This is a genomic window from Streptomyces stelliscabiei (genome assembly GCF_014873495.1).
GTDB classification, from domain to species: domain Bacteria; phylum Actinomycetota; class Actinomycetes; order Streptomycetales; family Streptomycetaceae; genus Streptomyces; species Streptomyces bottropensis.
The window spans coordinates 5,016,807-5,032,175 of sequence record NZ_JADBGF010000001.1 but is presented as its reverse complement, the minus strand read 5'-3'; the positions used below and the strand labels follow the sequence as shown (position 1 = coordinate 5,032,175).

Below are 15,369 nucleotides of genomic sequence, written 5' to 3'. Positions count from 1 at the left end.
CGGACAGCACCACAGGGCCCGGTCCCGGCGGACAGCACCACAGGGCCCGGTCCCGGGGGAACCCCTCAGACCTCGGCCAGTGCCGCCAGGGCTCTCCTCCCGACCTCCCGGCCGATCGGCAGGGACGCGGTCGCCGCGGGCGAGGGCGCGTTCAGCACGTGTACCGCCCGCGCTCCCTCCCGGATCATGAAGTCGTCCACGAGCGTCCCGTCCCGGAGCACGGCCTGGGCCCGTACCCCCGCGGCCGTGGGCACGAGGTCCCGCTCCGAGACCGCCGGCAACAACCGCCGCACCGCCCCGGTGAAGGCCCTCTTCGACACCGAGCGCCGAAGCTCCCCCGCCCCGTACCGCCAGTGCCGCCGGGCGATCCGCCAGGAGCCGGGCCACGCCAGCGTCGCCCCCAGCTCACGCATCCGTACGGTCCCCCACGCGTACCCCTCGCGGGCCAGCGCCGGCACCGCGTTGGGTCCGACGTGGACGCCACCGTCGATCCCCCGGGTCAGATGCACCCCGAGGAACGGGAAGGCCGGATCGGGCACCGGATACACGAGTCCACGGACCAGCTCGGGCCGCGCCAGCTCGAAGTACTCGCCCCGGAACGGCACGATCCGCATCCCGGGGTCGTCCCCGGTCATCCGGGCCACCTCGTCGCAGTACAGCCCGGCGCAGTTCACCAGCACCCGGCCCCGGACGACGTCGCCGCCCCGGATCCGGACGGCGACCCCCAGCGAGGCCCGCCGGTCGATCCGCTCGACCTCGGCGCCGTACCGGATCTCGGCGCCGGACGCCCGCGCGAACTGGCGGGCGACCCCGACGTAGTCGCAGATCCCGGTGGTGCCGACGTGTATGGCCGCGAGGCCGCGCACCTCCGGCTCGTACTCGGCGATCTGGGCGGCGCCCAGCTCCCGCACCGGGATGCCGTTCTCCCGGCCGCGCTGTACGAGGGCGTGCAGCCGGGGCAGCTCCGACTTCTCGGTGGCGACGATCAGCTTTCCGGTGACGGCGTGGTCGATGCCGTACTCGGCGCAGAACTTGACCATCTCGGCGGCGCCCCTGACGGCGTACCGCGCCTTCAGCGAGTCGGGCCGGTAGTAGATCCCGCTGTGGATGACGCCGCTGTTCCGCCCGGTCTGATGCCGGGCCGGGCCCGGCTCCTTCTCCAGCACGGTGACCCGCGTGCCCGGCGCGGCCCGCGTGATCGCGTACGCCGTCGACAGCCCGACGATCCCGCCGCCGACCACGAGCACATCGCAGTCGTACGCGCCCTGCCTCCGCACGCGCCCCACCTCCCGACTCCGATAGTGCACTGCACCACTGACAATGCCCTCAAACCCGGAAGCCGTCTTCATGGCGCTGGTCACGTTCTCGACCCAGGCGCCCCAAGGTGGGCGGAGCGCTCACGCCGGTGTCATCAACAGGGGCCGCGCCCTCTCCCGCAGCTCGATCACCCGCGGCTCGTCCCCGTACGGCTCCAGCCGGTGGAGCAGATCCTTCACGTACTCGGTGGTGCGCGCCGAGGAGATGCGCCCCGCGACCTCCACCGCCCGTACTCCCTGCTCGCATGCCGCGTCCAGGTTGCCGGACTCCAGCTCGGCGACCGCCGACACGACGAGCCGCAGCCCGTGCGAGCGTACGAACTCCTCCGTCGGCCGCGACAGCGCCTGCTCCGTGAACCGGCGCACCTGACGCGGCGCCTTGAGGTCCCGGTAGCACTCGGCCGCGTCCGCGGCGAACCGGTCGTAGCCGTAGAAGCCCAGCCAGGTCGGGTCGTTGTCGCCGTCGCGGGCCCGCTCCAGCCAGCCCTCGGCGGCCTTGAGGGCCGCCCCGGCGGCCACCGCGTCGCCCGCGCGCGCGTGCGCCCTCGCCTCGACGAGCCGGAAGAAGCTCATCGTGCGCGCGGTGGCCAGCCCGCGGTTGCGTTCGAGCGCGGCCTGCGCGAGGTCGACGCCCTCGTCGCCGAAGCCGCGGTAGGTCGCCTGCAGGGACATCGTGGCGAGCACGTATCCGCCGAGCGGCACGTCGGCGGCGGCCCGCGCGAGCCGCAGCGCCTGGATGTAGTACCGCTGCGCGGCCTCCTGCTGACCCGTGTCAAAAGCCATCCAGCCGGCGAGGCGGGTGAGTTCCGCGGACGCTCCGAACAGCGCGCGGCCCACCTCGTCGGAGTAGGAGCCGAGCAGCAGCGGCGCGGCCTCGACCCGCAGGCACTCCGGCACCATGGACGAACGCCAGTCGCCGCCTCCGTACTTGGAGTCCCAGCGCCTGGCGTCCTCGGCGGCCTCGCGCAGCTTCTGCACATCGCTGTGGCCGACTTTCAGCGGCGACCCGGAGCCCTCCGCGGAGCCCGCCTCGCGCGCCACCGAACTGTCGGCCGGGGTTATCAGCCAGCGTGAGGCGGGTGTGGCGTACGCGCTGACCGCGAACGATCCGGCGAGGGACTGCCAGATGCCACCGGTGCCCGCGCGGCGGCCGGCGAGGTCGAGGCGGTACAGCTCGGTGGCCGCGCGCACCGCCTGTCCGACGTCACGGGGGAAGGCGAGGCCCACCTCGGGAGCGGGATCCGCGTCCGCCAGTCCGATCTCGTGGAGCGGCACCGGACGGCCGAGCTTCTGCCCGATCGCGGCCGCGATGAGATGCGGCGCGGCGCCCTGGGGGACCATGCCCTTGGAGACCCACCGCGCCACCGAGGTCTTGTCGTAGCGAAGTGTCAGCCCGCGTTGAGCGCCAAGGTCGTTGACGCGACGCGCGAGTCCTGCGTTGCTGATTCCCGCGAGGGCGAGAACGGCGCCGAGTTTCTCGTTCGGCCCGCGTTGCTCCCTGGACATTGAGCCACCCCTCGAACAGACGGCTGCCGCGGCGGCATAGGCACGCGGCATTCGTAAACCCAGCGTAGTTCGCCGCATCCCAAGCGTTAAGGGGCGTAAATCCGGATGGCGGGATTGTGGTCCGTACGAAAGTGCGGGCGCAGCACGGAGGGTGGTGATGTGCTCCCGCTGTGTGGCCGTGCGCCTGCCCGTGCGCTCTACTCCGGCCATCGGGGGAGCGGTTCCATGGTGGTGCGTGGGTCGGCCCGCTGTACTGGATCCAGTGGGCTGGGGGACACCGCCGCCTACATCCCCGCGGGCGGCGGACCGGTCCGGGGGGCGAACTCCGCCTCCCGGACTGTGCGTTGACGCTGTGTCGTCATCCGGGGCGGTGCGGCGGGTGCGCCGACTTCGCCCTTCGGGGACGATTTGGCCGAAAATCGACGGTGGTCGTCGAGGGTGAATACCGCTCCGACCACGTCTGTTGAGGGCGCGTTAGGTGTTTTGGGGGAGCGTACCGGGGGCGCATTCACGTCGTAGACCCGGGGTCCACATCTGTCGACCACCCCTCGTCCAGGGCGACTTGAGGGGGTGGCGGGGGAGCGTTCAGGGCTCCCCGGGGGCGCACTCACCGGTGCACAAGCAGGACCACACGCCCTCCGGTACGCCTCCTTCGTGGCAGCATGGGTGCCGTTCGTACGGTGCACCGGTTGTCCACAGCCTGTGGAGGCGTCGATGCGGTGGTTGGTGGGATGGAGCAGTACCGCCGCTGGCGCGCCCGCCTTCGGTACCGCCGGCGCGACCGGACTCGACGGCGAGAGCGTCCACCCGGTCGGCTCCCACCTCCTGTGGGGCGACCCCGACCCGCTGTGGGCCGTCGGCGACTGGCGCCCCGACGAGGTGCGGGTCGTCCAGGCCGACGCCCAGACACGTATCGCCGTGCTCGGCATCTGCGGCGCCTCCGACGAGCAGTTGCGCGTGGGCCTGTTCGCGGCCCGGGGCGGCGCCCTGCGCCACCTCACCGCCTGGCCCGGCAGCTACACCGCCGTCGTCCAGGTCGGCCGCCGGGTGACCGTCTGCGGTGACCTCGCGGGCGCCCGTCCGGTCTTCCACACCCCGTGGGCGGGCGGCACGGCGTACGCGACCGCCGCCCTCCCCCTCGCCGACCTCGTCGAGGCCAACCTCGACTTCGGGCACCTGGCGGCCCTGCTGGCCGCCCCCGACGTACCGGACGCCCTCCAGGACTCCACTCCGTACGACGGCGTGCGCCGCATTCCTCCGGGGCACGCACTGATCCTGCGCGCCGGGGCGCGAGAGATCGCCGGCTACGAGCCGGTCGCCTCCCTCGCCGTCGCCGCGCCCGCCGCCGACCCGGACCGCGCGGTGGACGCCGTCCGCGACGCCCTGGTGGAGTCCGTACGGGTCCGCCTCGCCGCCCCCCGGCACGTACCCGACGTCGATCCCGGACCGGTCCCCGGCATGGGACCCGCCGAGCGCCGCGCCGCCCGCGGCATGCCCGTCCCCGGCATCGGCGCCGACGTCTCCGGCGGCCCCGCCTCCGGCACCCTCGCCCTGCTCGCCGCCGGTCTGCCCGGCGCCCCCGGCACGGTCCTCGGCCACGGCACGGGCGCCGGCGAACGCCTCCTCGCCGTCACCTTCAACGACCTGGTCACCGCAGGCCGCGAGACCGAGCTGGAACGCGCGGGCACCCTCGCCGCCAACCCCCGCCTCCACCACGTCATCGTCACCGGCGGCGAGGAGATGCTTCCCTACGCCGACCTCGAGGTCCCCCTGACCGACGAGCCCGGCCCCTCCCTCGTGACGGCCGCCCGCCACCGCGCCCGTCTCGCCTCCGGCAGTGCGGACCACTTCACCGGCTACGGCGCCCGCCAGGTCCTGGACGCCCACCCCGCCCGCCTCGCCGACCTCCTGATGGACCGCAAACGCCGCCATCTGGTCCGGCCGGTCGCCGCCCTCGCCAAGGCCGACGGCTCGGTGATGGTCCCCGCGCGCGTCTACGGCGCAGCGCGGAAGCTGGCCCGCACCCCGTACCGCGTCGGCGTCGAGGTCCTCGCCGACCGCCTCATGCAGCGCCGCTTCGAGGAGCCCGGGGGCGCGGTGGGCGCGTCCCTGGCCGCGCTCACCTGGGCCAGACCCGGCCCCGCCGCCCGCTGGCTCACGGGCGAGGCTCTGGCAGAAGTATCGATTCGCCTGGGTGCGACGACGGGCCGCTCCACCGTCGGCCCCGGCCAGCGCCCCGGCGACGTCCGCGCCCGCGCGGCTCTGGCCCGGCACGCGGCGGACGTCCGCATCCTCGAACAGGCGGCGGAGATCCGCTCGCAGCGCCTGCACACCCCCTTCCTCGACAACCAGGTCGTCCGCGCCTGCCGCACCCTCCCCGAGGCCCTGCGCGTCCAGCCGGGCGCCCGCGCCGCGATCCTCCGAACGGTCCTGGAGGGCGCCGGCGTCACCGACCTCCCACCCGGCTGGGGCGCCCCCTCCCACGCCACCTCCCATGCCGCCGCCCGTACCGGCCTGCGCGTGGCCGCCGACACCCTGATCACCCTCTTCGACACGCCCCTGCTCGCCCAGGCGGGCCTCGTCGAAGCCCGAGTCGTCCGCAAGGCCCTCCGCGCCGCCGCCGAGGGCGAACCCCTCCCCCTCGACGGCCTGGCCGACCTGGTCGCCCTCGAACTCTGGCTGCGCCGCCTCCTCTCCCGCAGAGGCACCTGCTGGACAGGCACCCCCGCCAGACAACGCGCGGTACCGGCCGGCATCACCCCCCAAAGAGGCGCCCTGGGCACGGGGGCGACAGCGAGACAGGCATGACCGCTTAGGGGCGCGGGGAACTGCGCGACAAGCCACGACGCTCCCGCACCTACGAACGCTCGTCAGCACCCCTCCCACCCCGCGGGGGCCCGGGGGCGGCAGCCCCTGGAGGTCCCACGACGGACCCCCGCCCCCTCACCCGCAGCTGAACCGCGACTCCGCCCAGTCCGCCAACACCGGCAGCTCGTACGGGCGACCGTGCGGTTCCACCACCAGCCGTACCGTCTCCCGCCCGCCGAGTTCCACATGCACCGGGACCGCCGGCCCCCCGCCCCGCAGCGGCCCGGACCGCCACAGCCGAACCCCGTCGCCGTAGACCGAGAAGCGGACCTCGCCGAGGCCGTGCGTCAGGTCGTCGACGCCGGCGAACGCGTCGTACGCGGCGCAGCGGCGGTTGAGATCGATGGTCACGGAGGAGCGGCCGTGCACGGTCACCCCGTCGCCGTACCGCTTCCCGGCGATCGACATCCCGTACCGCTGCCAGACCCAGCTGCTCTCCCCGAGCCGCATCTCCGGCTCGGTGCCGTCGCCGAGGATGCCGTACCGCAGCTCGTTCCACGGGTAGACGGCGGGGGGAGCGGGCGGAGCCGGGGGAGGGGGCGTCGGGGTCGGTGTGGGGGACGCCTTAGGGGGCGCGGGAGTCGGGGTCGGGTCCGGCGTGGGCGGGGGCGTCTGCCGCGTGGCCGGTGCCGGGGCCACGGCCCGCGACGGCGAAGGCGAGGTCGAGGGCGACGGCTTCGGCGCCGGCCACGGCCTGGACATCGGCACCACCACCGCGGGCGCGCCCGGCACGGGCCCGTCCCGCGGCGTCGACGGCTCCGGCTCCGGCGCGACCCCGACCGGCCGGGAGGCGGACGGCCTGGCCAGCGGCTCCTCGGGCCGCACGTCGCCGCCCGTCAGCGCGAGCGCCACCGCCGCGGCGACCATCCCGACCACACTCACCGCGATCCCGGCCTTCGCGGGCGCGCCGAGCCCCTCCGCGGCGGCCCCGCCACCCGCACCCGCCGCGCCGGCACCCCCGCCCGCCGCTGCCGCGCCGGCGACACCGGCCGCCCCGGCCCCCGCGCCCCCGGCGACGAGCACGGCGACCTTCGCGTACCCGGCGGCGCCGAACCAGCCGATGACCGCGACCGGTACGACTGCCGGGATCCCGCTCGCGACGTCCTTGATCTGCCCGGCGGCCAGCCGGCACGCCGCGCACTCCGCCAGATGCGCGCGCAGGCCCCGCTCGGCCCGCGTCCGCAGGCCGCCCCGGGCGTAGGCCCCGAGCCGGTCGGCGTAGCGCCCGCACTCGCCGGGGTCGCCGGCGAGCGTGGCGCTCACATGGGCCTGCAGATACGCCTGCTTGAGCCCCTCGCGGGCCCGGCTGGCCAGCACCCGGGTCCCGTTGGCGTCGAGGCCGAAGAGGGTGGCGACCTCGCTCGGCGACTCGTCCTCGACCTCGGTGTGCCACAGCACGGCCTGCCACCGCTCCGGCAGCGAACGGAACGCCCGCATCGCCATCGACCGCTCGGCCTCGTGCATCGCCCGCACGTCCGCGCCGAGGTCGAGCGTGTCCGTGTCCGACGCGCCGGCCCCGCGCGAGGCCTGTGCCGCGAACACCGCGAAGTCGTCGACCAGCCGCTCCCGCCTGGCGGAACTCGTCCACGTCGCGGCGACCCGTCGCACGGACGTCAGCAGATAGGCCCGTACGGCGTGCTCCGGTCCGGAGCCGCCCCTGACCGCCTGCAGCATCCGGGCGAAGACCTCGGCCGTCAGGTCGTCGGCGGTATGGGTGTCCCGGCAACAGGTACGCGCGTACCTGCGTACGGCCTCCGCGTGGCGCCGGTACAGCTCCTCGTACGCCGAGTCGTCCCCCGACCGCATCCAGTCGATCAGATCGGCGTCGGCGGGCGCCCGCGGTGGCAGGACCCCGGAATCCAGCCGGTCCCACTGAGCCGGAACCCCGCGGCCCCCTTGCGCGGGCACCTGAGGCTCCGTCTCCGCCCCGGCCGCCGTCTCCGGCTTCGGCTCGCCCCGCCCGTCAACGCCCATCGCGGAAGCCCCCGCCGCCGGCCGACCCAGTCCCCAACACCAGGGCAGAGTGCCATATTGGCTTTTGTTCAGTCCCTGGCACTACGGGCATACCACTCGTCCGAGGGGGCTTCCCAGACCTCGGTACGACCATTCACCCATATGAGTAACCCACGCCCCGAAACCTCTGCCTGGCGGGGCCGAAGGTGCAGTGCCCCCGGGGCAGCGAAAAGCAGGGGCGGTGCGGGGTGAATGAACCACCCCGCACCGCCCCTGAGGCGCAACGTCACCCGGCCACGATCACGACGGCCGGGACCGCAGCCCCTCCAGCAGAATGTCGAGCAGCCGAGCCGACGCGGCAGCCTGCTGCGCCGCGTCCGGCAGTGCCGGCGCACCCGTGGCGATCACCAACAGCACATCCGCCACGGTCACGTCCTCGCGCAGCTCACCGGCGCCCCGGGCCCGCTCCACCAACTGCCCCACGACCTCGAGCAGTGCCGAAGCCCCGGCATCGTCCGCGAGCCCACCGGGACCGGCGGCGCCCACGGCACCACCCGCACCCGGATCCGCCGGGACCAGCCGAAGCTCGGTCGTCGGCTGCACCCGCTGCTGCGGCACCCGCGCCTCGTCCGCGAGGATCCCGCCGATGTCGTCGGACCCGTCCTCGGCGACCCCGACCCGCAGCACCTGCGGCGGCAGCAGCCGCCCGGCGCCGGAGGCCACGGACGTCCGAAGGAACCGCGACAGCGCCTGCCACGGGTCCTCCTCCTGCCCGAGCGCCACCCTGGCCTGTTCGGTGAGCCGAGACGTCTCCTCCTCGGCTATCCGGCGGACCAGGACGTCCTTGCTCGGGAAGCGCCGGTACACCGTGCCGACACCGACCCGCGCGCGGCGGGCCACGTCCTCCATCGGCGCGCCGTACCCCAGCTCGCCGAACACCTCGCGCGCCGCGCGCAGCACGTGCTCGAGGTTGCGCTGTGCGTCCACGCGGAGCGGAGTGGACCTCACTCCGTCACCGCGTCCGTTGCCGCCCGCCGAGCCGATCGCACCACCGGGTGCGATGGTGGAGGCGGACGACCAATGGGACTCCTGAATATGCATACATGTTCCCCCGGTAATGACGTCTCCCCCCGGAGACTCTCCCCGTCATCGGAAGCCGGAGCGGCGGAACGAGCGTCCAAGGTCCTCGGTGGTCACCGATTTCCTCCGTCGGCAACCCGGTCCCCGCGCAGGCCCGCCCGTCGCGGACCGCCCGGAAAGCGGACCCGAACCCGAGATCCACGACCTCGACCCCGGACCGGACCGAACCTCTTGAACGCATCCCCCCTACACCCCGTCGACACACGAACATAGTTGAGAGGGAGTCAATTCAGAAGGGGCACGTTCCGCACGGAGAGCCCCCCGATCAGCGTACGGGCCGTTTACGTCCGTTTTGCGCCCCCTCCTGTCACCCGGCTCACACCACCTGACCTGCACATCTGTCGTACACGTCGGCGAATCGGCCATCCCTGCGCGGTTGTGGAGACCGGTCACACAAATTGCCGGGCCTGTGGACAAACCAGCGAGCAAGGTGCGTCATGGGATGGTGAAGGAACCGATGCGCATTCTCATCGTCGGCGGCGGATACGTCGGGCTGTACACAGCGCTGCGTCTGCAGCGACAGCTGAAACCGGAACTCGGACGCGGCGAGGTCGAGATCGTCGTCGTGTCCCCCGACCCTTATATGACGTATCAACCCTTCCTTCCGGAGGCGGCGGCGGGCTCCATCTCGCCCCGCCATGTCGTCGTGCCGCTGCGCCGCGTCCTGGACCGGTGCAAGGTCGTCATCGGCGAGGCCACCGCGATCAACCACGCCAAACGCATCGCGACCCTCGACACCCTCGCCACCGAGGAGGAGGGCACGGAGGCCGAGCAGCTGACGTACGACGAACTCGTCCTCGCCCCCGGCTCCGTCTCGCGCACCCTGCCCGTCCCCGGGCTCGCGGACTACGCCATCGGCTTCAAGACCGTCGAAGAGGCCATCGGCCTGCGCAACCACGTCATCGAACAGATGGACATCGCCTCCTCCACCCGCGACCCCGCGATCCGCGACGCCGCCCTGACCTTCGTCTTCGTGGGCGGCGGCTACGCCGGCGTGGAGGCGCTCGGCGAGCTGGAGGACATGGCCCGCTACACCGCGCGGTACTACCACAACGTGAAGCCCGAGGACATGAAGTGGATCCTCGTGGAGGCCTCCGACCGCATCCTCCCGGAGGTCGGCGAGGAGATGGGCCGCTACACGGTCACCGAACTGCGCCGCCGCAACATCGACGTACGCCTGCACACCCGCCTGGAGTCGTGCGCCGACCGGGTCGCCGTCCTCAGCGACGGCGCCCGCTTCCCGACCCGTACGGTCGTCTGGACGGCCGGCGTGAAGCCGCACCCGGTCCTCGCCGCCACCGACCTCCCGCTGAACGAGCGGGGCCGGCTGAAGTGCACCGCCGAGCTGACCGTGGAGGGCGTCGCGCACGCCTGGGCCGCGGGCGACGCGGCCGCCGTCCCCGACGTCACCGCCGAACCCGGCAAGGAGACCGCCCCCAACGCCCAGCACGCCGTACGCCAGGCCCGCACCCTCGGCGACAACATCACCCGCTCGCTGCGCGGCCAGCCCCTGGAGAAGTACGCCCACAAGTACGTGGGCTCGGTCGCCTCCCTGGGCCTGCACAAGGGCGTCGCACACGTCTACGGGCGGAAGCTCAAGGGCTACCCGGCCTGGTTCATGCACCGCGTGTACCACCTGAGCCGGGTGCCGACCTTCAACCGCAAGGCCCGCGTCCTCGCCGAATGGACCCTCTCCGGCCTCTTCAAACGGGAGATCGTCTCGCTCGGATCACTCGAACATCCTCGTGCGGAGTTCGAACTCGCGGCCGGTGGTAAGCCCCCGGAGGACCCGAAGGGGTCGTCCTGACCGGATCCAGGAACTCCACCGCCCGGGCCGACGTCTGACGGATGTCGGCCAGACTGGTCCGCGACGTGATCCATGATCCCGGACGGGGCGTCCCCCGCCCACACGTACCCACGACCAGGCGTCCCCCACCGCCGCACCCGGGGCAACCCCCGGGCCACGGCCGGATCCGGAGCCGGCCACAGACGACGACACGAGGCACGAGGCAAGGATTCGGTGAACTTCACGCGCTGGAGCGCCCGGCTCCCCGGTACGCAGCGCCGCGCCGCAGCGCGGACCGAACACACGGTCACCCCGGACCGGCGGGGGGACGGCTCCGTGCCCGCGGCCCGCGTCGAGCGGCAGACCGACGACCCCCCGGACGACCCGCCCGCCGTACCCGCCGTCGACGACCTCCCGACCCGTGAGATCCTCGACCGCATCCCGGCCCTCGTCGCCCTCGTCCACGGCCCGGACCACCGCACGGCCTACGTCAACGACGCCTATGCCGCGGCCTTCGGCTCCCGCCCGCTCGGCGAACCGGCCCGCGAGGCCCTGCCCGAGCTGGACGCCCTCGGCCTCCTCCCGCTCCTGGACCAGGTCCTGCGCAGCTCCAAGCCCCGCACGGTCAAGTCCCGCAAGGCCCCCGGCGGCCGCAGCTACACGATCACCTGCACCCCCGTCGCCGTCCCGGGCGGAGCCGGGCAGAGCGACGGCGGCGTCCTGATCTTCGCCGCCGACGTCACCGACCACGCCGAGGCCGCCGAACGCCTCCGCGCCAGCGAACGCCGCCAGCGCGAGACCGCCGTCACCCTCCAGCGCTCCCTCCTCCCCCAGGAGCTGGAGGAGCCCGACGACCTGCGCATCGCCGCCGTCTACCACCCCGGCGGCACCGAGACCGCGGTCGGCGGCGACTGGTACGACGTCATCACCCTCGGCGGCGGCCGCACGGCCCTCGTCATCGGCGACGTCATGGGCCGGGGCGTGCGCGCGGCGGCCGTCATGGGCCAGCTCCGCACGGCCGTCCGCGCCTACGCCCGCCTCGACCTGCCCCCGCACGAGGTGCTCCAGCTGCTGGACGGTCTCGCGACCGAGATCGACCCCAACCAGATCGCCACCTGCGCCTACGCCGTCCACGACCCCAACGAGGGCCGCCTGGTCTACGCCTCCGCGGGCCACCTCCCCATCCTCGTCCGCGACGAGAGCGGCACGGTCCTGCGCGCCGACGAACCGACCGGCCCTCCGCTCGGTACCGGCGGCTGGACCCACGCGTCCGGTTCGATCCCCCTCGGCCCCGGCGCCACCGCCGTCTTCTACACCGACGGACTCGTGGAGCGGCGCAACGAGGACCTGGACGAGGGCATCGCCGCCCTGGAGCGCACCCTGTCCGGTGCCACGGGCACCCCGCAGGTCGTCTGCGACCGCCTCGTCCGCTCGACCGGAGTCACCGCCGACCACGACGACGACGTGGCCGTCCTCGTCCTCCAGCACCCCGCCCGCGTCGGCCCCGACGGCGAACTCTTCCGCAACGCCGCCCTGGAACTCCTCGGCGGTGTCGAAGCGGCCCCCCGCGCCCGCGCGTTCGCCTCCGGCGTCCTGACCAGCTGGCGCTTCCCCCCGGAACTCCACGACCTGGGCGTCCTGGCCGCCAGCGAACTCGTCGCCAACTCCCTCCAGCACGGCACCCCGCCGATGCGCCTGCGCCTGCGCCGCACCGACCGCCGTCTGATCGTCGAAGTCACCGACGGCAACGACCACCTCCCCCGCCGCCGCAGAGCCGACCCCGCCGACGAGTCCGGCCGGGGCCTCGCCATCATCGGATCCATCGCCTCCGACTGGGGCAGCCGCCGCACGCCCGGCGGAGGCAAGGCGGTGTGGTGCGAGTTCGCCCTGCCGCGCGCGACCTGAGCGGCGGCAGGGGTCCTCGGCCGTCCTGTCCCGGGGCCCGGACCCGGGCCCCGGGGGCGGTACGTCAGGACAGCGGGGTGCCGTACTGGAGTCCGCGGCCGTTGGTGCCGACGTAGACGCGGCCGAAGGTGTCGGGGTCACCGGTGATGACGCCGGTGCCGCCGATGCTGCCCCACTGGTGGGCGTCGTCGTTGACGCGGAGCCAGGTGGCGCCCTTGTCGGTGGAGCGGAAGACTCCGGTGACGTTCTTGACGGTCCCGATCAGGTAGAGGGCCTGGTAGCCGGTGCCCGGCTTGGCCTTGCCGAAGCCGAGGGCGGAGGCGGACTGCACCGACCTGAGCGTGGTGAAGGTGCGGCCGCCGTCGGTGGAGTGCAGCAGCCCCTTGCCGCCGCCCGCGATCCACAGGTCCCCGGCGACGCCGGGGACGGCCGTGAGCCGGCCGGAGGGCAGGTTGCCGGCGCGGGCGGTGAAGGTCGCGCCGCCGTCGGTGCTGGCGTAGAGCGTGCCGCCGGACAGGGCGTAGAAGGTGCCGGCCGAGGAGCGGTCGGCGACGACCACCGCGCCGGTGCCCAGGCCGCCGGCCCTCGACCAGCTCGCCCCCTTGTCGGTCGAGCGGTACGGGGCCTCACCGGCCTGGGTCCAGACGATGGCGGAGCCGTCCGCCGCGAGGGCGACATGGCCGTCCTGGGCACCGGCCACCGGCTCTGCCTTGAAGCCGGTCCAGTTGCTGCCGCCGTCGGTGGAGTAGGCGCCGTCCTGCGCGCCGCCCCGGCCGACGCGGACCATCATCGAGGGCTTGGACTGGGCGAAGTCGATGTCGGTGCTGTTGGTCATCATCGGGTTCTTCAGCCGCCCGGAGGGCACCTTGGTCAGGTCGTCGTGCCGGAAGCCGCCCTGGTCACCCATGGAGGTGATGACGGTGGCACCGCCGGGAGGGGCGATCGCGTCGATCAGCGCGGTCTCTTCCAGTCCTCGGGCGCCCATGCTCCAGTGGCTGGTGCCGCCGCTGTCCGAGGCGCCTGCGTCCTTGCTGCGCCAGATGCCGTTGCCGGTGCCGTACAGCACGTGACCGGAGTTGAAGGGATCGATGGCCAGGGCGGTCATCCAGTGCCCGGTGTGGGTGCCGACGTAAGGAGCGGCGGAGGCGCTGCGCACCGACTTGTCGGCCAGTGCCTTCCAGGACGCACCGCCGTCGGTGGACCGGTACAGCTCGTCCTCCGGCCACCAGCGGTCGAGGGTGGTGACCATCACCGTGGACGGCTTGCGCGGGTCGACGGCCAGACCGGAGAAGCCGTAACCGCCCTGGGACGGGGAGATGTTCTTCCACGTCCCGCGAGCCGGCGCGTACTTCCATACCGAGCCCCCCGTCACCCCGTTGGGGCCGAGGGCGTCGGTGTACGTCACGTACAGCGAGCCGTCGCCGGAGACCACACCGTGCTGCGGCAGCTGGCCGGCGGGCCGGCCGGGAACCGCCTGCCAGGTGCCGCCGCCGTCGGTGGAGCGGTACAGGGAGGTGGACTTGTCGCCGACACCGACGTAGATGGTCCTGCTGCCGGCCGGGCCGTACGTCACGAAGGAGATGCCGGCGCCGCTGCCCGCCCCGTCCTTGACCGGGAACGAGGAGACCTGCTTCCAGTTCGCGCCGTAGTCGGTGCTGCGCCACAGGCCGTTCTTGCGGGTGCCCAGGAGCAGGGTGCCGTGGTCCGACGGATCGATCACGAGCCGCTCGCCCGCCCCTCGGCCGTCCTCGTTGCCGCCCAGCTTGAAGGGGAGTTCGGTGCGCTTGAAGGTGCGGCCCCGGTCGGTGGAGCGCAGGATCGCGCCGTTGCCGGCCCAGTCGTTGGTGTAGGTGCCCGCGCCGAGGTAGAGCCGCTTGGGGTCGACGGGGTCGGTGGCCACCGAGTCGATGCCCAGCAGGTTCCAGTCCTTCTCGCCGACCCAGTCGGTCAACGGGATCCACTGCTCGGCCCCGGTGTCCCAGCGGTAGGCGCCACCCATGTCGGTGCGCGCGTACAGCAGGCCCTTCTCCTTCTGGTTGAACACCAGACCGGTGACGTAACCACCGCCCACCACCTGGGCGTTCTGCCACACGTACGACGTGCCCGCCGTCCGCGCCCCGCCGTTCCCGGAGACCTTGACCAGCTTCCACCGCTGACCGGCGCCACCCGTGCCAGGAGCCTGCACGACGGCCGCGCCCTCGGCCGCCGAACCACCCGAGACGCCGAGGACCTGGCCGCTCCCACGGGAGGTGAGGGTGATGGCACCGGAACCGCCCACCTCGCCGACCCGCCATTCCTGCGACTTGGCCGAACTATCGGTCTGCTGCTCGGCGGCGGCCGACTTCGCGGTCGAATTGCCCCTGATGCCCAGCACTTTGCCGCTGTTGCGGTTCACCAGCTCGTAGTAGCCGCCCCCGGCGGGCTTCAGCTTCCACTGCTGGTTGGAGGTGTTCTGATCGGTCCACTGCTGGATACGGGTGCCGTCGGCCGTGGAGTACCCGTCGACGTCCAGCACCTTGCCGCTGCGCACCGACACCAGCCGGTAGAAGGCGTCGTGCTCGACCGTCGCCGCCTGCGAGTCCTCCTGCGCGAACAGCAGATACGGCACCAGGACGGCCGGCACACCGAGCACCAGACCGGTCGCGGTCCACCGCCGACGGTGCCGACCGCGCCGTCCGCCGTTCGTGGGGTTGTTCATGGGAAGGGTGCTCCTTGCAGCCATTGACCAGAGGTAGAGCGAATCCGGTCACCGCTGTGACCGAATCCGCTTCCTTGTGGTCACAGCTCCGCACAGGGTTGCCAAAGATTCGAAACTTCTCCGCGTCGACATCTCCGGCTCCCTCCCACCTGGCTGATCTCCGTGGGCGTCACCCGCACCGGGCCCGTCGGCGGCGC

The 15,369-nt window shown here is 73.3% G+C and carries 8 protein-coding genes; 3 read left to right on the top strand and 5 right to left on the bottom strand.

The annotated features are described in order from the left end of the window. Window positions 1-65: 65 nt before the first annotated feature. Both lhgO and H4687_RS22155 read right to left on the bottom strand, forming a co-directional pair. The gene (gene lhgO, locus H4687_RS22160) at window positions 66-1,277 is read right to left on the bottom strand and encodes an L-2-hydroxyglutarate oxidase (protein WP_046919011.1); all 1,212 of its coding nucleotides are present in this window, start codon (window positions 1,275-1,277) and stop codon (window positions 66-68) included. 120 nt (window positions 1,278-1,397) lie between these two features. Then, window positions 1,398-2,822: a hypothetical protein gene (locus H4687_RS22155; RefSeq protein ID WP_046919012.1), complete on the bottom strand. Its 1,425-nt coding sequence runs from the start codon at window positions 2,820-2,822 to the stop codon at window positions 1,398-1,400. A gap of 714 nt (window positions 2,823-3,536) precedes the next feature. Between H4687_RS22155 and H4687_RS22150 the strand changes: the two genes are divergently transcribed. After that, window positions 3,537-5,630 (top strand): asparagine synthase-related protein, encoded by a 2,094-nt coding sequence (locus H4687_RS22150; RefSeq protein ID WP_192781703.1) that lies wholly within the window; start codon window positions 3,537-3,539, stop codon window positions 5,628-5,630. A 135-nt stretch (window positions 5,631-5,765) separates the two neighbouring features. Here H4687_RS22150 and H4687_RS22145 read toward each other — a convergent pair whose 3' ends face one another. Continuing rightward, on the bottom strand, window positions 5,766-7,664 hold the full coding sequence (locus H4687_RS22145) for a sigma-70 family RNA polymerase sigma factor (RefSeq protein WP_192781702.1): 1,899 nt from the start codon (window positions 7,662-7,664) through the stop codon (window positions 5,766-5,768). Between the two features lie 279 nt (window positions 7,665-7,943). Then, window positions 7,944-8,744 carry a TetR/AcrR family transcriptional regulator gene (locus tag H4687_RS22140; protein WP_046919189.1) on the bottom strand — a complete coding sequence of 267 codons (801 nt, stop codon included), beginning with the start codon at window positions 8,742-8,744 and terminating at the stop codon, window positions 7,944-7,946. Between the two features lie 481 nt (window positions 8,745-9,225). On the opposite strand from H4687_RS22140, the gene H4687_RS22135 reads away from it, so the two are divergent. Beyond that, the gene (locus H4687_RS22135) at window positions 9,226-10,590 is read left to right on the top strand and encodes an NAD(P)/FAD-dependent oxidoreductase (RefSeq protein ID WP_046919190.1); all 1,365 of its coding nucleotides are present in this window, start codon (window positions 9,226-9,228) and stop codon (window positions 10,588-10,590) included. A 213-nt stretch (window positions 10,591-10,803) separates the two neighbouring features. Next, window positions 10,804-12,474 (top strand): ATP-binding SpoIIE family protein phosphatase, encoded by a 1,671-nt coding sequence (locus H4687_RS22130; protein WP_046919191.1) that lies wholly within the window; start codon window positions 10,804-10,806, stop codon window positions 12,472-12,474. A 64-nt stretch (window positions 12,475-12,538) separates the two neighbouring features. On the opposite strand, the gene H4687_RS22125 is transcribed toward H4687_RS22130, so the two are convergent. Beyond that, window positions 12,539-15,172 carry an RICIN domain-containing protein gene (locus H4687_RS22125; RefSeq protein WP_046919192.1) on the bottom strand — a complete coding sequence of 878 codons (2,634 nt, stop codon included), beginning with the start codon at window positions 15,170-15,172 and terminating at the stop codon, window positions 12,539-12,541. Window positions 15,173-15,369: the final 197 nt, after the last annotated feature.